We start from the raw sequence: 18,634 nt of genomic DNA on the forward strand, positions 1-18,634 counted from the left end.
CGATTACATCGAGATGTTCTACAACGTAAAACGCCGCCATGGTTTCAACAATCAGCTGTCACCGGTAGAGTTTGAAAAGCGTTACGCAATGAGCTTGCAAGGTGTCTAGAGAATCCGGGGCGATTCAAACGTCGCATATTACTCAAAGTACTATACCACGGATCCTCAAGTTTACGGTCTATAACGCCAAAGCACGACAAAACATACAAATGCTAAGTTCGCGAGTATTAAACAATTAAATATAATTAATAGCCATTTCATGGTTTGTAATTGGGTTTTTGTATGTGATAGCTTTTATCATGCTCGATTTGCAGGAGAGTCTATGTAGGAAGTTTTCTACCTACAGGTGATGTATGGTCGATGTGCTATAATTTTGCGTATGTAAAGATATTATCTCGCCAAGATGCGTACGGCTCTATATCCAGTTAATATGGGCGAAGAATGTTCCTTGTCCTCGGCAACGCTATTGAGCTTCGAGGCAACGATACCATCCAGCAACTCAACTTTAGTCACGGGCCGGGAAACATTCGTTCAGAAGCATTTCGACCGTGCTGATCTGTGGGACGCATGCTAAGGAGGCAGTCTCTAGATTTCCGCAGGACTGTGTAATTTTTAACATCGAGTCTGCGACGCCGTAGATCAAGGCATGTCGTACGCCCGGCAATAGGTTCTCGAAACCGGACATCTGAATACCTGATTGCTGAAAATCTATTTCGCTCATAATCAACAGATCAAATTGCATTTTATCGTTACCCGCCAGCGAATAAAGCTCTTCAAATGAGCCTACCGGCAACACGCAAAAGTGCCCAAATCCGTTAAGCAGGCGTTCTAGCAATAAACGGTGAAGATGATAAAAATTGAATACAATGATCCGCGCGACGGGCATGTCACTCTCCGAGTGAAATAAATAAAGGAGGCAGGTGCATTGGGTGGTCCGCATTCGAAAGTAAGGGGCTCACGGATCCGCTGAGGCCAATAGAAAGTCATTCAGATCGCTAAGAAGTTTCTCGACGGATTGATAAAGTTCATCAACGACTTTCGCAAATTCGGTACTGTCAGGCCTCGAACACACAACTTGCAATTGATCACAGGCGGTAATCACGCGCTTGGCCATTATAATTTTTGCTGCCCCCTTTACGCGATGGGCCAAGTCATATAGACCGATATGGTCGTCCAGAGCGAACAATCTGAGAATATGCCGTAGGTCCTTCTCACTCTCGCTGATTATGTCATTCAGCAATTTAGTCATGAGCCCAGCATCTTGACTCGCGAGTTGCGCAAGGTTGGTAATATCAAAACTTGCATGATAGTGTGAATAATCTTTTGCTGGGTTGTGCGCATCGACAGGGCGTGCCAGGTGCTGCAGGCGTTTTGCCAAGTCATCTAGGCTGACAGGTTTGAACAAACAGTCATCCATTCCTGCTGCCTTGCACATTTCCACTTCGCGCGCTTGCGCATTTGCTGTGAAGCCTAAGATCAGGCACGGGGCCCTGTCTGATGCTTTCTCCGCGTGCCGGATTTTTTTGGCCAAGTCATAGCCGTTCAGAATGGGCATATTGCAGTCGGTGAACACGACGTCGAACCTACCTGCACTCCAGGCACGGAAACCACTGACGCCATTAACTTCATCCGCGACCTGATGGCCAAGATAGATGAGTTGCTGAGTCAGCAACAAGCGGTTGGCCGAATGATCATCCACTACCAGGATCTTCAATTCGCGACTCATGGGCATTTCTAGGATGCTGACCGCATCACGCACTTCGGGTGGTGCAATTTCCACATTCATCGTTATTTCAACTTCCGTACCTTGCCCAAAGACACTCCGAAGATTCAAGCTGCCGCCCATCATCGAACAGATTGCCTTACTGATATTCAATCCCAATCCTGACCCCATCGAGAGCGAAGCGCTATCTACACCAACCTGACTAAAAGGTGTGAAGAGCTTTGGTATATCTTCGGCTTTAATACCTACGCCGGTATCTCGGACACAGACGCTCAACGCCGAATGGGTGGTGCTCCACCTTTGCGCGATGACATCGACGGTGACACCTCCCTGTACGGTGAACTTGATCGCATTACTCAGCAAATTGGATAGGATCTGTTTGAATCGCAATGGATCGATATGCACCTCGCATTCGGCCGATGTATCAAAATTAACGTCAATACTGAGGCCTTTCTGTCGAGCGAGACCGTGAAAAACGCGCGCGGTCGAAATAATCAATTCCTTTAACATCACGCGCTCAGGCGCTAGTGTCAGATGTCCTGACTCGACGCGTATGATGTCCAATGTGTTCCCGATGATACCCACCAGGTTTTTCGAAGAGTCGTAGGCGACCTCGATTGCCAGTCGATCAAGCAACCCCTGTCGCGCCTTAATCATGGCGAGTTCCAACATCCCGACGACGGCATTCATCGGTGTCCTGATCTCATGGCTTATGGTCGCTACAAATTTGGTTTTGGCTTGACTGGCGCTATCGGCTTCATGCTTCGCCTCAATGAGTTTCAAAAGCAACGCTTCACGCTCTGTGACGTCTATCCATCCACCAATTACACCCTTGATCACGCCATCATCATCCTGGAAGGGAACAATCCAATGGAAGGCGGTAATCGCACGGCTGCCAGGGAGGTAGAGCTTCATGTCCTCCGAGTACTGTTCGCCCGTCGCCATCACGTGCAGGTAGCGATTTTGAAAGACTTTGGCGTACTCCGGCGGTATGAATGAGTAGTCGGTCAGCAACGTACCAGCAACATTGCCGGATGATTGTCCTGTTTCGGCCAGATAGCGTTGATTGCAGGTGAGCAGGCGCGCAGATTGATCCCTAACATATATAGGGTGCGGAAGGCTATTGATAAGGGTCTCCATAAACTTCATTTGATTCCGCAGCGCCTTTTCAGCGATGGTTCGCTGGTTTATGAGGCGCCGAAGGTACAGGATCCAGACAATAGCGACCGCGAGAAGTAGAGCGGCCAACACTATCCACCGGAAGTAGACGCTGCGCACAGCGACTAGCGCAGTTTTATCAATAGCCACATCGCCACCCCACCGACCGGCCAATGTCCTTAACTGTTCTGGACTAAGCGACGCTACAGCACTATCGAGAATGGAATATAAGATATTATTCTCAGGACGTGTGCCCAATGCAAAATGAGAAATTTTGCCATCCACGACATTGACGATCCGCAACTCAAACGTTTGATCTTTCGCAAGCGCATACTTGGCTGTTGCAAAATTCCCGATGCTGGCATCCGCTTGGTTTGTGTTGAGCAAGTTGAGCGATGTATAAATACCATCCGAAGGCACTTGTATAATGTCGGGATAATTTCGCCTCATGTAATCCACGAATTCGAGATTGGAAGTGTCGAAAGCGACACGACGTCCTGCTAGGTCAGAAATTTGTGTGATCGATGTGTCTGAAGCCCGCGAGATCAGAACTCTCGGAGTTGAGAGAAACGCACGGGTGTATATGATTTCAGAATCGGACCGGATGCCGGACAGATTAAGTATAACATCGACCTCACCATTGGCGAGCTTCGTTCTGACCTCTTTTCCCGAGGAGCACTCTACAATTGTAAAATGTAAACCCGTAGTTTCGCTTATATACTCAAATATATCAGCAGCAATACCTCGGTAGGCGTAGTTCTGATCGTGAAAGGAGATGGGCGGATAGTCGGTTACAAGACCAATTTTGACCGGAGAATTTTCAGCGATCCAGCGCCGCTCAGCCGGTGTCAGACTCGGTTCAGAGATGGGGGAATTGATAATCGAAGCACCGGTCCAGCGCTGTATGATGCCTGCTTGTTTTTCGTGGTTAACAGCCGACAATACCAAATTTACGGCTCGCTGCAGACTTTGATCGGATCGACGAAACCTGAAATGCATTGTATTCGAGGCATCTTCGATCTGTTTTAAATACAGACCGGAAAAAAAGTTGGCATTTATCACGTGCGCCGCATCCAGTGCGCCACCTACGAAGCCATCAACCAACTCGAACTTGACAGCCGCAATAGCTTCCAGTGAGGTGGGGTAATTTGTGATTGTGGCATAGGGGTATGCCTTGTGCAGTGCTACCAGTCCAGTTGAAGAGGTTGAAACAGACAAGTGAAGCAACCGTTGCGAAGAGTTTAGGGAAGGGAGGATATTCTGCCGTGTCACGATTACGCTGGGATCCACCCAATAAGAAGACGACTCAATAAAGGACTCTGTAGCATCTAGTTGCAGTCCCAAGGGGCCCAACATATCGATCTCGCCGTTAAGCAGCGCAGTTTCTGCCGCAGCTTCATCAGCATATTGTTGGACACGAACCTCCACACTCAGCCCGTCGGCGATTAGCTCAAGGTAATCGGCGGTTATACCGCTGTACTCACCTTTTAATGTTTTCACTTCCAGAGGTGGAGGTCCCGCAAGGGTCGTTCCAAATTTAATAATCTTTTTTTGCTGCAACCACGCTTTATTGACAAAGCTGTCGAGTTGGCTAAGTGGCACCATATGCGAACGCCCGTCCAGCGGCAGTGATTCGAACGCGGCGTTTGCGGCAAGTGAACCCAATATAAAGTTGCACATTGCCAAGACGCAGAATAATCCTGTCCTGTACTTCATTTATATGAGATTATTTCGTTTGGCGAAGTCGGCCAGATACACAACCGAACGTACTTCGAGCTTTTCGGCGAGCCGTGTCTTATACGTACTGACTGTCTTGTTGCTCAACAGCATGGCATCGCCGATTTCTTTATTACTAAAGCCACGAGCCAACTGCTGCAAAATCGCAAGCTCACGGTTGGAAAGATTCTGGATCATCAACTGTTCGGATTTCTCGGTGTCCGTACGGCACACCGAGCTTGTTGGCAGCTCCGGGAAGAAGGAGAAGCCATTCATGATAGCTCTGATTGCTCTGCGTAACTCCGCAAAATCGCCAGTTTTGCACACATATCCTGCTGCACCAGCCTGCATGCAACGTCGAGCGAAAAAGCTTGGCTCTTGCGAAGTAAAGATCAAAACCTTGGTCGTCAGCCCATAAGCGCCTATGCGCGTCAGAACCTCCAAGCCATCGAGCATAGGCATTGCAATATCCAGCACCAATAACTGAGGGACATGCGTACGTACCATGTGTACTGCCTCAGCGCCATCGCCGGATTCAGCGACGATATCAAACCTCTCTTCCTGCAAGAGCATCCGCAAGCCCGCACGGATAATAGGGTGATCGTCCACAATCATCGCCTTCACATCTGTACCTCTGCACCAGCAAGCTTTGGGTAGCTCTAGGTCTGCACCATGAGCACTTCAAGCATAGGTTAGATCTAAGTCGTGAGATGTAGGAAATTTCCTACGGCTCGCGCGCGCCCTCTTTGCTGTGTGGTCAAGCTCTTAAGCGGGCTGTAACTGTGTTCCTGCCTGCTTACCACAGCAATGCGGGCATGAATTGAAATTGATCGCCGCATTTTCGGCGGCTCGTCACTTGGGAAATTTCCTACAGATACGGCAGCCTTTCCTGCTTACAGTGCCGCCATCACTACTTACCCACTCCTCTCGATAAGCAGGGATTTGAAATGCCATGAGAAGTCAATTCCCAACATACGGCAGAAGTGAACTTGGAGTCTGGACTTCGGCAGTTGGCGCTGCGAACCACGAGTTACCTCTCGTCGCTGACATCGAACGAGGCTTGGACTCGCAGGAGTTTAAAGCATTCATACAACCAAAGATCCACCTGCCTGATCGTCAGGTAGTGGGTGGTGAGTTATTGGCTCGCTGGAATCATCCTACGAAGGGATTTCTCCCAGCTGGGGAGTTCATTCCGGTGATGGTACGACACGGGCTAATTGACTCGCTGCTCTGGTCGTTGTTTGAGCAGGCACTGACACTCCAGGAGAATTTGAAGTGCACGGATGTCTTGGTGCCTATTTCGTTGAATATGCATCCGGAACAGTTAGCAAACAATAATTTGGTAGCGAGGTTAGTTAACGAAATAGAAAAAAATAATGTTAGTCACAACAGCATAACTTTTGAAATCTTGGAGTCCGCGACACTTCCCGTTAGCTCAGACGCCTGCAAAAATGCATTGCACTTAAGGCGTGCAGGGTGTGGATTGTCATTGGACGATTTTGGCTCAGGATACTCAGCTTTGGAGAGGTTGATCGTATTGCCGTTTACCGAGGTGAAGCTCGATCGGACATTTGTCCAAAGAATTCAAGATGACTTTCAGGTTGAGGCGGTCATTTCCTGCGCACTTACACTCACGGAAAAGCTGGGCATGTCACTGGTTGTAGAAGGAGTCGAAACTGCCCTTCAGTACCAGCGTTTAACTCAGCTCGGAGTGCAATATGCACAAGGCTACTTCTTTGCCCGCCCAATGCCTTCAGAAATTTTTATTGAATACTGCGGCAAATTCGGTAGGGCCACATCTAGAGGCGGAACTCGCTTGTTAAGTGAGTGTGAAAGAAGTGTGTCTTGGTCGCCTACTTATAAAGTGTGAAGAAAGCAAGATTGAATTCGTAAAAGTTGTGACCTCTTGGAATCTATAATTTGATTGGAGACTTTATGAGAAAATATATCAAAACGCTTGCGTCCGTATCGGCTGCTATTGCTTGTGCTCACTCCGTAGCTGCCACTAACGTATCAGGTGGCGTGATCTCTTTCAGCGGTATGATCACCGATACAACTTGCACTATCAATGGTGGTAAGAGTGCCGACTTCACTGTTGCACTCGCACCCATCACGGTGGCAGAGGCTGGAGCGATCGTAGGTCCGATATTGAAGAACAAGAAGTCATTTTCGATGACCTTCTCAGGGTGCAATGCGGCCAGCAGTAACGTAACTAACCCAACGGCGCCGACTACGCCACTGCTGATGTACTTTTCGTCAGCGGATAATATCTCCACTGATGGAAAATACCTTGTAAATACCTCAGTAAACGAGAGCGACGCGGCCGTAGCGAAAAACGTTGGTTTCTCTCTGGGCGTGTCTGGAACACAAACGCCGGTTCAATTGAACACACCGTTCAATACCGGAATTATTGGCGCAAAGAAGTCTCCCGAATCAGACACTTTGGTGTTCGACGCTTACTACTACAAAACGAACACGGCGGCTGCGAAGATCGGTACCGTAAGCTCCAGTTTGATATACACAATCTCGTATCTCTGATAGACCTTTCGAAGACCCAGGCCGCGACTGCAGGCCTGGTTTGAGGCACATAATGTTTAAGTTGCTCATAGGAGTGTGTTTTGCCCTGTGCTCTGCCTATGCCCAGGCAAACATAATCTTGAATGGTACACGAATTATTTACAACGAAAGTAAGGCCTTTGTATCCGTACAGTTGACCAGCACGGGACCGGACGCTAGTTTGGTTCAGGCCTGGATTGATGACGGAGATATTAACTCTACGCCTGAAACAGCGCAGGTGCCTTTTCTATTATCTCCTCCCATCGTCAAAGTGCTCGGCCATGGTGGCCAACAACTCAGGATTGAAAAAACAGACGCGCCGGTACCTGACGATCGCGAGAGTATTTTTTATCTGAATATTTTGGAGATACCCGCATTTCCGGAGCACCTGAAAGGGCAAAATACATTGCAACTTGCACTGAAAACGCGCGTCAAGCTTTTCTATCGCCCTAATACTCTGAAATCCCCTCCTGATTTTAGTGGCAAAAATATTAGGGCAATGGTACACGGCACGGATATCTCGATTTTCAACGATAACGCCTATCACTTGACTATTGCGCAAATTACAGCAAAAGACACAAGTGTCAAAGTCGCGGGCGCAAGTATGATCGCGCCTTATGCTTCGTTAAATATACCGGGTGAGCAGAAACTTGTGCCTGGTGCTCAATATATATTGACTTATGTCGATGACCTCGGTGCGTACCAAGATGAAGTGGTCACGTTGCAGTAATTTAATGCTCCGTACAGAAAAAATAAAAGCTGCTATTTTTTTCAGTACGCTTCTAGGCTCCTCAACATTGATGCATGATGTACACGCAGAGTTATTTGACACCTCACTTCTGGCGGGCAGGTCGAAAGAGTTAGATCTTTCTAGGTTCTTTAACGATGTTGAAATGCCTGCTGGCCAGCATACACTGGACGTTTATGTTAATGAGCTATGGAAGGGGCGATTCAAGGTCTTGCTGGGCAACGCCCGTGAAGACGTTAAAATTGCCTCTACGGCCATTTCAGAATTGGGACTGGATACCTCCCGGGTGTCACCCGTCGTTAATTTTAGTGATTGGGTCCGGGTCAACCACATTTCAGAGGGCACTACCTTTGTATTGGATACCAGTACACAGAGTCTTCGCGTTAGTGTCCCTCAGGCTTATGTGCGACGTGCTGATGAAAGCTACATTGATCCGAAGTTCTGGGACCCTGGATTGCCTGCATTGATTGTTGGCTACAATGCGGTCTATAACCGGTTGGAAGCCCAAAGTACAAAGGTCGTCACCAATGATCTTTACTCAGGCCTGAATCTTGGTGTGAATATCGGTGGGTGGCAGTTTAGAGAGTTTGGCTCGATGCGTAAACGGTCTGCCGAGCAGTTGCAGTACCAGTCCAATTTTCGCTACGCGCAAAAAAATATTGCTCCTTTGAAGTCCGTGGTAAGAATCGGCGAATTTTATTCAGGTGGGGATTTATTTGACTCTGTCAAAACCAAAGGTGTTGGCTTGTCCTCAGATATCAATATGTTGCCCAACTCGATGCAGGCATTTTCTCCAGTTGTCCGAGGTACTGCCAGAACTAATGCACTGGTGATAGTGAAACAGAATGGCAGCATTATCTATCAGGAGAACGTGCCACCAGGCCCCTTCGAGATTGATGCGTTGCCACATACCGGATCGGCTGGGGATCTTACCGCAATTGTTCAAGAAGCAACCGGAGAGGTCACATCATTCACGATACCCTTCTCGTCTGTTCCTAGCATGCTGAAAGCCGGTGTCAGTAAATACGCGTTGACCTTGGGTTCTGCGGTACAACCGAATACAGACTATGCCCCTGATTTTTTCCAGGCAACCTGGCAACGTGGCCTTGACAATCGAGCAACCGGCTACCTCGGCAGCACTGTCAGCTCCGAATATCAAGCCTACTTGGTCGGTGGTGCTTTTAACTTGCCAGTGGGTGCACTATCGCTGGACGTCACTCATGCGCACACGAAGCTGAAAGAGAAAGATTTCAACGGTCAGAGCATTCGAATCACTTACAGCAAGCTGCTTGATGCCACCGCGACCAATTTTACGCTAGGCGCTTTTCGATACTCAAGTGCAGATTTCTACACGTTTGATGATGCCATTTATGCAAGAGAAAACAATTTCAGTAAGGATCGCAAAAAATACCAAAAGCGCTTTGACATACATAATACCGAGGAAACATCTGTCATGGACATGAAGACATGGGACTCGCTGACAGGTGCACGGCCCCGTAATAACTTCAGCCTCAACATCAGTCAACGCCTCCCAGGTGAATGGGGGTCTGTATATTTTTCCGGTGTGCAACGGGACTACTGGGGCTCCGATAAAAAGAGCCAGGAGTACCAATTTGGTTTTTCAAAATCGTTCAACCAAGTATCCGTCAACCTGTCTGTAAACAAGATCCGTGATTCACATGGGCGTGACCAGACACGATCGTATATTGGACTTACCATTCCATTCGAAATGTTTTCCAGTCGTGCCACTCTCGCCAGTAGCGTTTCATTTACCGACTCACGTTATTCACAAAGCAATACAAGCATCAGCGGTAGTGCTTTGCAATCTCAACGACTTAATTATAGCGTCGCTGCGAGTCATGATCCTGAGAACCGTGCGGTCAGTGTTGGTACTTCCTACCGCGCCAACAACGCCACTCTCGGGGCGACCCTCGGTGAAGCATCCGATTACCGGCAGTTTGGTCTGGACGCACGCGGCACTGTGGTCATGATCCCAGGAAAGATCCTGGCCTCCAATGATATGGGCAATACGATGATTGTTATCGAGGCGCCGAAGGCGAAGGGATTGGTTGTCAATGGTGATGCCACTGTCGTCACCGATGAAGACGGTTTCGCGCTCGTACCTTACGCAAGTCCATACCGTTCAAATTCAATCATGTTGTCCGAGGGTGATAATGCCTCGGGTGGAAGAGTCATAGGTAACGTTGCTCATAGCGTGCCGTTTGCTGACGCAGTGGCGAAGGTCACATTCAAGACCGACCTACGTCAGGCACTGAATTTCCGTGCTGTACATCGAAATGGTTCGCCATTGCCCTTCGGTGCCGAAGTGCTGGACCAAGCCGGGAACTCCGTCGGGTATGTTGGCCAAGCTAGCACGGTATTTATAAATTATGAAGAACGCCCTTCGCAATTAACGGTGCGCATGCATGACAGTGCCTGTGCTATGAACCTACCGGATGCACTCGCCCCTCGCGCGTCCGTTTCGTGTCTATGAGTGGAGACGTGCAGATGTCTGTTTGGTCAACAATCAAGATGGTACTTGCTCTTCTGCTGGTGAGCCTTGTTTTCAACTCTACAGCCAATGCAACATGCTATGACGATATCACATCTTTAGGGCCTGATATTGTGGTAGATCTTTCGGAGCATTTGAGAAAGAATACTACCCGAACGTGGACAACGACTGTTTATACTCGCTTCCCAAATCGACCATTTAATTGTCATGGGGGCGAAGATCTTAAGTATCAATCGACGATTCCAGAATCCGGCGGGCTGTTGGTGGGTTTTCATAATGGCGCCTATTGGGTTCGGGTGGAATTCGTCTATAAGCCGGCATCCATAACCATGAAGGGCGGTGCGCATACTGGCAGTGCAGTGAATACCGCTCTCACACTGCGCTTCACCTTGGTGGATGGGCCAGGTTCTAATGAAGCAAAGTTTGCGAGCAGTATTGCGATGGTCAAAGATGTCATAAGTGTCGTCGACGATACCGGCATGGGCTGGATCGAGTGGGCTCAGAATTTGCTCAGCGGTATTTATTATGCTATTGCCGGGGCGCCTGCGTGGAAACGACGTATGTTCACCAATCACTTGGCATTGATCTACACGCCCGTCTATACCACTTGCAAACTGGACAATCTGGGGCTCACTGTCAATCTTCCAGATGTCAGCATTTCAAGTGTCAATGCTGGTTCGCGACCTGGCTATACTCCATTTAATTTGAATTTTAGCTGCACAAACCTCCAGGGCAAGAAGACGCCGGACCGCGCGGTCGACATCTTTCTTTCCAGCAATGATCTGGGCACCCAGGACAACTATCTGATTGATCAACGACCTGTTGCAGCGCAAGGCGTCGGCATCATGCTTGTTACTGCCAAAAACCCCTCTATACCAGTGATATTCTCAAGGTCTTCAATAGCACGTGGACGGGGCACTTCGATACATAGCATATTCCCTTTTGACTATACAGATGACCGTTTTGTCGTCTCAATGGGTGCTTTCTACTTTCCTTTCGCACCGAACAAAGTATCGATTGGTCCGCTCAAAGCGTCGGCAACCGTCAATATTGTTTACCATTAGGAGAGCAGTCTTGACGATATCTTAAGGACGTCCTATAACTTTTTGACTTCTAGGTTCTCCGGAAAACGGTCGCCAATGCTTCCATGATAAAGCAGTTCAGATTTGATGATGCTGAGTATACCTGAAAGTGCAAGAAATTCGCCATAGCTGTTCTTGGTTGAGGAGGGGCAAGTGCTTCTAAATTAGTCGATAAGGCGACTGCAAACTCCAGGCTTTTATATAGAAAAGTCTGAGGTTTCATAGTCTCTTAAATCCATTTAAATGTTGTTGGGTGAGTTTGCGTTGTCGGCTCATTAAATAAATAAAAATATCTATTCTGGGTGCGCCCCTGTATTTACTACAATCAGAGGTAACTGTTATGACTTGAAACAGCAATGCAGCTCGTTATGCAAAGTTCTGGATTACGCTACCCTGGCTGACATTAGCGCTGTTTGTAGGTGTCTAAGTTTACCTCGAAGTTAAAGCCACTCTGGGGCTGAGTTAGTGAAGTTTTCCCTCGCCGGCAAACTTATACTAGAAGAATTTACCGGGCGCATAAAAGATCTACAAATTTAGCTTTATGCGCAATTGTGCAAAAACTCATAATATATCCCGAAGCGTGAAAGGGTGAGGGTTTATAGCCGCATGCGGATTACTGTGACGGGCTTTACTCTTGCCCAAAAAATGCCGGTAGCAAGGAAAAGAAATGTTTCCTTTAAAAGCTTAAAATAGTCTTTAAGACAATATTTCTTTACTTACTGCTATCCACTGGTACGAACAACTTGGAAAGCCTCAAGAACTACTGTTCCACTCCGACCACGGATCACAATATGGCAGCCGTCAGTTCCGCCAGAGACTGTGGCGCTACCGCATTCGCCAGAGCATGAGTCGCCGAGGCAACTGCTGGGATAATGCACCGATGGATCGAGTATTTCGTAGCTTGAAATCAGAGTGGATACAGACCAGGGGCTACCTGACCGGGCAGCAAGATCAACGAGACATTGGCCAATATCTGATGATCCACTACAACTTGATCCGACCTCATCAGTTCAACGATGGACTGGCTCCGGTGAAAGCTGAAGAAAAACTCAAAACCGTGCCCGTGATGAGTTGACCACTACAAATGCGTACGCTTATGAGAGGCTGCTGTTGGCCGATCTGCCTGTCACCTCATGAGTCCGAATTGACTAGTTTCGGATGGCGAGTAGGCTCGCGAAGCGGGTGTCTATTTTCATTTTTTAAGTTTTTTGTTGACGATCCTGCGTCCTCTGTTAAGAATACAAATTCTTGCTAGTCGGTCTTGAGATCGGCTGACACGGTAGAGAGCTGGTCTACTCAAATAAACAGCCACCCAACCTTCGCATCACCGCATCGCTTAACTACCCATCGGGACCCGTCCCATGCGGCGGTTCCCCTTTTTCAAGGACAGTCGCTTCATTAATCTATTCCTCCTGTTCCCATGACCGCCACATCTCATTCGCAAGACGAGATGTAAACAAATACGCGTAAAAGATCCGATTTATTGACAAAAAACTGAACAGAAGTGCTGTCTACACAGCCTACTGCTTGATTTCCAAAGATAAATCGCGATGCTTGCTGTTTTGAGGTAGGCATAACCATTTTAAGGTTTAACACCCGGAACGCACAAAACCCCCGTTGGCTCAGGCCACGGGGGTTTTTTATTACCCGTGATCCGCTTCAGTCGACGCGGCGGTGACGACCATGTCCTTGAACCGTTGTAACACCGCCGAGCCATCCCCAATCCGCGTCGCCAAATGCAACGGCGCCACCAGGCTCCGGCACTCCGTCAACTCCCGATAAACAATGCCGTCACCGCGCAACCGCTGCATCGATGCCGGCACGATGGAGACCCCAAGCCCAGCCGCTACCAGGCTCAGTGTCGCGGTCATGCGCGGCGCTTCCTGAACCACCTGCGGGCTGAACCCGGCTTCGCGACAGGCCACCAGGATCGCGTCATACAACCCCAGGCCCACGCGACGGCGATACAGCACGAAGGACTCGGTCGCCAAGGCCGCCAAGGGCAGGGGGGATGCGGAGTCGCTTGCCAGCGGGTGGTCCGTCGGCAATGCCAGCAGCATAGGCTCCACCAGGATCGGTTCGTCCTGAAGCGACTGCGTCCCGCTGAGCGGAGAACGGATAAACGCCGCGTCGAGTTTCTCGTGCGCCAGCGCGTCCAGCAGTTCGCCGGTACCGGCTTCCTCCAACACCACGGTGACGCCGACAAAGGTTTCACGAAACAGCCGCAGCACGCTCGGCACGAAGGGATGCAGTGCCGCCGAACTGGTGAAGCCGATCGCCAACCGCCCGCGTTCACCGCGTGCCGCGCGGCGTACTACCTCTGCAATCCCTTCGGCTTGGGCGAGCATCTCCCGCGCTTCGTCCAGCAAGGCGAGCCCGGCATTCGTAGCGCGCACGCCACGGGGCAAGCGCTCCATCAACACCACGCCCAACTCGGCTTCGAGGCTTTGCAGCATTCGGGTCAACGGTGGCTGCTGCATGCCCAGGCGTTCGGCGGCACGGGTGATGTAGCCTTCTTCGGCGATGGCGACGAAGGCCTTGAGTTGGCGAAGCTCCAGCATAGGGATACTTTTCAGGTATGGGAGGGCTCCAATCCTGGCATTTGTTCTCATGGCTCTCAAGAATTAGGCTGTAGCCAACCTCAAAAAGAAGGAAAGCCGTGATGACCTGGTCAGCCAAGCAATACACGATGTTCGAACAGCAGCGCACCCGTCCCGTCCGTGATCTGGTCGCGGCTATTCCGAATACTGAGGTGCATACTGCCGTCGACCTGGGCTGCGGCCCCGGCAACTCCACCGAAGTACTGGCCGAGCGCTATCCACAGGCCCACGTCACCGGCATGGACAGCTCCGACGACATGCTGGTCGACGCTCGCAAACGGCTGCCGGCGCTGAATTTTGAACTGGCGGATATCGGGGCGTGGCACCCGACGCAAGCCTTCGATGTGATCCTGGCCAATGCGTCGCTGCAATGGCTGCCCGACCACGCAGCGTTGTATCCGCACCTGGTCCGCCAATTGACACCGGGCGGTACGCTGGCGGTGCAAACGCCGGACAACCTCGACGAGCCCGCCCACCGGCTGGCCCGCGAAGTCGCCGCTGATGGGCCTTGGTCTACCAAGATCGGCGCGGTCAAACACAATGAACGCCATGCGGCGGGTTACTACTACGAGCTGCTGAGTCAGCATTGCAGCAGTGTCGATGTGTGGCGTACCACGTATTTGCATCCGTTGGCGGATCACGCGGCGGTGGTGGAGTGGTTCAAGGCTTCGGCACTGAGGCCATTCCTCGCGCCTTTGGATGACAGCGAAAAAGCTGCCTTCCTACAGGAATACCAGGCGCGGATTACTCAGGCTTACCCAGCACTGGCCGATGGCACCGTGCTGTTGCCCTTTCCGCGCCTGTTCATCATCGCCACTGCGTAGGCCGTAACGACGCTATTGCCGGCAGCCTTCTACACGGGGGCGAGGAATTCATCGGTCGACACGACGGTTGCATAGCCGAACGCCAGTGATGCCATATAAGCGTCATGCACCTGCGCCGCCGGGATCACCTTGCCATTGAACTCCAGGTCTCGCGTGGCGCAGGCGTCATGGATCAGCGTGACTTTGTAGCCCAAGTCCGCTGCCGCCCGTACCACCGCGTCGATGCACATGTGACTCATGCTGCCGACCACCACCAGTTCCGTGATGCTGCGTTGTTCCAGCAGGGCGCGCAGGTTGGTCTCGCGAAACGCATTCACGAAGTGCTTGAGCACCACCGGCTCACTGCCCTCGTTCGACACCTTGCTATGCAGGTGCGCACCCTCGGAACCCGGTGTGAAGAACGGCGCATCCTCGGAGGTGAACTCATGACGCACGTGAATCACCGCATCGCCCGCCTGCCGGAATGCCTGCAACACCTGCGCGGCCTTATCTGCCGCGGCGTCCACGCCGGCGAGTGGCCACTTGCCCTGGGGGAAGTAGTCGTTCTGGATATCGATTAGGATGAGCGCTTGCTTGGCCATGTGTGTTGCCTCGTGATGGGTTGATGGGCTCAGTATCTTAGCTGGCGCCTGCACCTGGGATTGGCTGCACCGACAATAACAGGGGGAAAACTGACAATGGTCGTTGTTGAGCTGGGCGTGTTGATCTACCAAGGTGCGCAACTGGCGGCCGTGCATGGCCTGACCGACCTGTTCGGCGTAGCCAACCGCATTGCCGCCGAGCATCAATCCGCGCAGTTGCCGCTGCTGCGGGTCAGCCATTGGCAGGTGGACGCGACCGGCACACCGGTGCGCGCATTCAGCAGCCACCCCGGCCCGGATCAACCGATGATGGCCGTGCTGGTGCCGCCCTCGATTGGGGAGTTTACCGAAGACCAGGCGCCCCCTGCGTTACTGGAATGGCTTCGCCAGCAACACGCGGCGGGCACTGTGCTGGGTGGCGTGTGTATTGGCTCGATCATGCTGGCGCGCAGTGGATTGCTTGATGGCCGCAGCGCCACCACCCACTGGTCCTCCGCCAAATCCTTCGCAGCCCGCTTCCCGGCCGTACGCTTGGAGGCGGATAAGCCGATCGTCGATGACGGCGACCTGATCACCACCGCCGGCTTGATGGCCTGGTCCGAACTTGGCCTGCGCCTGGTCGACCGCCTGATGGGCCCCAGCATCGCGGCCGATACGGCGCGTTTCCTGGTGATCGAGCACAGTGACAGTGCCAGCCAGTGCGGCAGCAACTTTGCGCCGATTCTCGGCCACGGTGATGCAGCCATCCTCAAAGTTCAGCACTGGTTGCAGGCCAGCGGTGCAGTGGAGGTTTGCGTGGCGGCGATGGCCCAAGAGGCAGGCCTGGAAGAGCGTACGTTCCTGCGGCGTTTTCGCAATGCCACCGGTTTGAAACCCACCGAGTACTGCCAGCACCTGCGTGTGGGCAAGGCGCGGCAGATGCTTGAGTTCACCAATGGCACCATTGACCATATCGCCTGGACCGTGGGTTATCAGGACCCCAGCGCCTTCCGCGCCACCTTCAAGAAAATCACCGGCCTGGCGCCCAGCGATTACCGCAGCCGTTTTGGCGTCTGAATCGTGCAGAACGCCGCGACACCAACGCAACGTCGTGCAGAATGAGGCAGGCCAACTGCCATCGGTGTTCGGGCAACTGCTTGATTCGAAAACCATCTTCTGCGAAATAGCCTTGGCCTGATCCCTGCAACCTTCTCGGCACACACAGGGCGCGATAGCCAAGGGGGACGCATGACCCCAACTCAACGCAAGAAGCTGGTAGTGGCTCACTCCACACGCGAGGGCGCGCCGCTGCACGAGGTCGAAACCAACCGCGCCCTGGCGCGCTGGCTGGCACAGATACTCGGGCTCAAATTCGGCGGCAGCTACGACCCCGATCTGCATGCGGGGCGCGCGCTGTACCTGCTGCCCACGCAAACCCTGGTCGGCCCAGCGCAGGCGCGGGCGCTCAACATCAATGGCCCGGAGGATCTGTGGGGCGGGTACGTCGACCACGACTTCATCTGCACCAAAGCGATCAGCCATGGCTTGCTCGGCCCTGAGGCCAAGGCGCCGGAAGGCTGGTCGGCATTGTTTTGCGAGCGTGTGCGACCGGTGGTGCTGGATGGCTTGAGCGTGTTCGCCTTGGAGGACGCACGGCCCGCCGCCACCCGCCTGCTCTACAGTGGGCCCCTGCGTTTGAAACCCGTGCACGCCTGCGCGGGCCGTGGGCAGGAAGTTATCCACAGCCTTGATGAATTCGACGCCGTGCTGGCGCGACCCGACGCCGCAGAACTGTTCAACCAAGGCGTGGTGCTGGAGCAAGACCTGCACGACGTGATCACCCACAGTGTCGGCCAGAGCTTTATCGGCGAGCACGTGTTCAGCTACTGCGGCGAGCAATACCTGACGAAAGACGGGCAGGGCGAAGACGTCTATGGCGGCTCCAACCTGCTGGTGGTGCCCGGTGGCTACGAAAACCTGTTAACGCTCGACTTGCCCGGTGACGTACGCGAAGCCATCGAACAAGCCCAGGTTTTCGACGGTGCCGCCGATGAGGCCTACCCGGGTTTTTATGCCTCTCGGCGCAATTACGACATCGCCCAAGGCCTGGACAGTAACGGCCAGCGGCGCAGTGGCGTGCTCGAACAATCCTGGCGCATGGGCGGGGCGAGCAGCGCGGAAGTCGCGGCGTTGCAGAGTTTTATCAATCATCCCGGCTTGCGCGCGATCCACGTGTCCTCGGTGGAAACCTACGTGGACCAACCCCTGCCGGCCGATGCTATCGAGGTGTATCGCGGGCCGGCGGAAAACAGCGAGTTTCTTCTCAAGTACGTGACGGTTAAATCTTATGACGGCTAGAAGCGAAAGCATTGCGATCGATATCGACGACGAACAGATGAGCGGCACCTTCCTGAGTCCCAAATCCAAAGTACCGGGGGTGCTGTTTGTGCACGGCTGGGGCGGCAGCCAGGAGCGCGACCTCGAACGCGCCAAAGGCATCGCCGGCCTTGGGTGCGTGTGCCTGACCTTCGACCTGCGTGGCCACGCCGGCACGGGCATTCCATTGTCCCGCGTCACCCGTGAGGACAACCTGCGTGACCTGCTGGCGGCCTACGACCGGTTGTTGTCCCACCCGGCCATCGACACCTCGGCGGTGGCGGTGGTGGGCACCAGCTACGGCGGGTACCTGGCCGCCATCCTCACCTCACTGCGCCCGGTGCGCTGGCTGGCGCTGCGCGTGCCGGCGCTGTACCGCGACCAGGAATGGCTCAAGCCCAAGCGTGATCTGGATAAGGCCGATCTGATGGATTACCGCAGCACGCTGGTGCATGCCGAAACCAACCGCGCCTTGCACGCGTGCTCGGCGTTTACCGGAGATGTGCTGATCGTCGAGTCTGAAACCGATGATCATGTGCCCCATGCCACCATCATGAGTTACCGCGCGGCGTGCCAGCAGACACACTCCCTGACCCATCGCATCATCGATGGCGCCGACCATTCTCTCAGCGATCCGGTGTCGCAGCAGGCCTATACCTCGATCCTAGTGGGTTGGATCACCGAGATGGTGGTGGGTGAACGGTTGAGCATCATTCAGTCTCAGTAGGGGGTGTTCTTTAGATTGCTATCGCCGGCAAGCTGAACTGGCTCCTACAGGG

The 18,634-nt window shown here is 52.4% G+C and carries 15 protein-coding genes and 1 pseudogene; 11 read left to right on the forward strand and 5 right to left on the reverse strand.

Annotated elements, in window-relative coordinates:
- Positions 1 to 109 (forward strand): IS3 family transposase (locus KHP07_RS27130; RefSeq protein ID WP_146427598.1); only part of this gene is annotated, 109 nt, incomplete at its 5' end.
- 396 nt (positions 110 to 505) lie between these two features.
- Here KHP07_RS27130 and KHP07_RS27135 read toward each other — a convergent pair.
- From KHP07_RS27135 to KHP07_RS27145, 3 genes are all read right to left on the reverse strand, one after another.
- A complete protein-coding gene (locus tag KHP07_RS27135) occupies positions 506 to 886 on the reverse strand; it encodes a hypothetical protein (RefSeq protein WP_214498358.1) in 381 nt (126 codons plus the stop codon).
- 69 nt (positions 887 to 955) lie between these two features.
- Positions 956 to 4,561 carry an ATP-binding protein gene (locus KHP07_RS27140; protein WP_250883889.1) on the reverse strand — a complete coding sequence of 1,202 codons (3,606 nt, stop codon included), beginning with the start codon at positions 4,559 to 4,561 and terminating at the stop codon, positions 956 to 958.
- Between the two features lie 36 nt (positions 4,562 to 4,597).
- Positions 4,598 to 5,212 carry a response regulator transcription factor gene (locus KHP07_RS27145; RefSeq protein WP_214498401.1) on the reverse strand — a complete coding sequence of 205 codons (615 nt, stop codon included), beginning with the start codon at positions 5,210 to 5,212 and terminating at the stop codon, positions 4,598 to 4,600.
- A 337-nt stretch (positions 5,213 to 5,549) separates the two neighbouring features.
- Between KHP07_RS27145 and KHP07_RS27150 the strand changes: the two genes are divergently transcribed.
- The 6 genes and pseudogenes from KHP07_RS27150 to KHP07_RS27175 all read left to right on the forward strand — a co-directional run.
- On the forward strand, positions 5,550 to 6,467 hold the full coding sequence (locus KHP07_RS27150) for an EAL domain-containing protein (protein WP_214498360.1): 918 nt from the start codon (positions 5,550 to 5,552) through the stop codon (positions 6,465 to 6,467).
- A gap of 65 nt (positions 6,468 to 6,532) precedes the next feature.
- Positions 6,533 to 7,135 (forward strand): fimbrial protein, encoded by a 603-nt coding sequence (locus KHP07_RS27155; RefSeq protein WP_214498361.1) that lies wholly within the window; start codon positions 6,533 to 6,535, stop codon positions 7,133 to 7,135.
- A gap of 52 nt (positions 7,136 to 7,187) precedes the next feature.
- Positions 7,188 to 7,883 carry a fimbrial biogenesis chaperone gene (locus KHP07_RS27160; RefSeq protein WP_214498362.1) on the forward strand — a complete coding sequence of 232 codons (696 nt, stop codon included), beginning with the start codon at positions 7,188 to 7,190 and terminating at the stop codon, positions 7,881 to 7,883.
- Positions 7,840 to 10,395 carry a fimbria/pilus outer membrane usher protein gene (locus tag KHP07_RS27165; protein WP_214498363.1) on the forward strand — a complete coding sequence of 852 codons (2,556 nt, stop codon included), beginning with the start codon at positions 7,840 to 7,842 and terminating at the stop codon, positions 10,393 to 10,395. The genes KHP07_RS27160 and KHP07_RS27165 overlap by 44 nt, the downstream gene beginning before the upstream one ends.
- 14 nt (positions 10,396 to 10,409) lie before the next feature.
- Positions 10,410 to 11,477 carry a fimbrial protein gene (locus KHP07_RS27170; RefSeq protein WP_214498364.1) on the forward strand — a complete coding sequence of 356 codons (1,068 nt, stop codon included), beginning with the start codon at positions 10,410 to 10,412 and terminating at the stop codon, positions 11,475 to 11,477.
- A 751-nt stretch (positions 11,478 to 12,228) separates the two neighbouring features.
- Positions 12,229 to 12,570: pseudogene (locus tag KHP07_RS27175) on the forward strand (DDE-type integrase/transposase/recombinase); the annotation flags it as partial.
- Positions 12,571 to 13,138: 568 nt separating this feature from the next.
- Here KHP07_RS27175 and KHP07_RS27180 read toward each other — a convergent pair.
- Entirely contained in the window at positions 13,139 to 14,056 is a 918-nt protein-coding gene (locus KHP07_RS27180; protein ID WP_100492028.1) for a LysR family transcriptional regulator, read from the reverse strand.
- 101 nt (positions 14,057 to 14,157) lie between these two features.
- On the opposite strand from KHP07_RS27180, the gene tam reads away from it, so the two are divergent.
- Positions 14,158 to 14,919, forward strand: a complete 762-nt coding sequence (gene tam / locus KHP07_RS27185) for a trans-aconitate 2-methyltransferase (protein ID WP_078050395.1) — start codon at positions 14,158 to 14,160, stop codon at positions 14,917 to 14,919.
- A 29-nt stretch (positions 14,920 to 14,948) separates the two neighbouring features.
- Here the strand turns inward: tam and KHP07_RS27190 are convergent, their stop codons facing one another.
- Positions 14,949 to 15,500: a cysteine hydrolase family protein gene (locus KHP07_RS27190; protein WP_214498365.1), complete on the reverse strand. Its 552-nt coding sequence runs from the start codon at positions 15,498 to 15,500 to the stop codon at positions 14,949 to 14,951.
- Positions 15,501 to 15,596: 96 nt separating this feature from the next.
- Here KHP07_RS27190 and KHP07_RS27195 point away from each other — a divergent pair, with 96 nt between their 5' ends.
- From KHP07_RS27195 to KHP07_RS27205, 3 genes are all read left to right on the forward strand, one after another.
- Positions 15,597 to 16,556, forward strand: coding sequence for a GlxA family transcriptional regulator (locus KHP07_RS27195; RefSeq protein ID WP_078050393.1), 960 nt, complete (start codon positions 15,597 to 15,599; stop codon positions 16,554 to 16,556).
- Between the two features lie 171 nt (positions 16,557 to 16,727).
- Positions 16,728 to 17,837: a DUF3182 family protein gene (locus KHP07_RS27200; protein WP_214498366.1), complete on the forward strand. Its 1,110-nt coding sequence runs from the start codon at positions 16,728 to 16,730 to the stop codon at positions 17,835 to 17,837.
- A complete protein-coding gene (locus KHP07_RS27205) occupies positions 17,827 to 18,582 on the forward strand; it encodes an alpha/beta hydrolase family protein (protein WP_078050391.1) in 756 nt (251 codons plus the stop codon). Before KHP07_RS27200 ends, KHP07_RS27205 begins: the two co-directional genes overlap by 11 nt.
- The last annotated feature ends 52 nt before the right edge of the window (positions 18,583 to 18,634 follow it).

The organism is Pseudomonas sp. VS40 (genome assembly GCF_018587885.1).
GTDB lineage: Bacteria > Pseudomonadota > Gammaproteobacteria > Pseudomonadales > Pseudomonadaceae > Aquipseudomonas > Aquipseudomonas pergaminensis.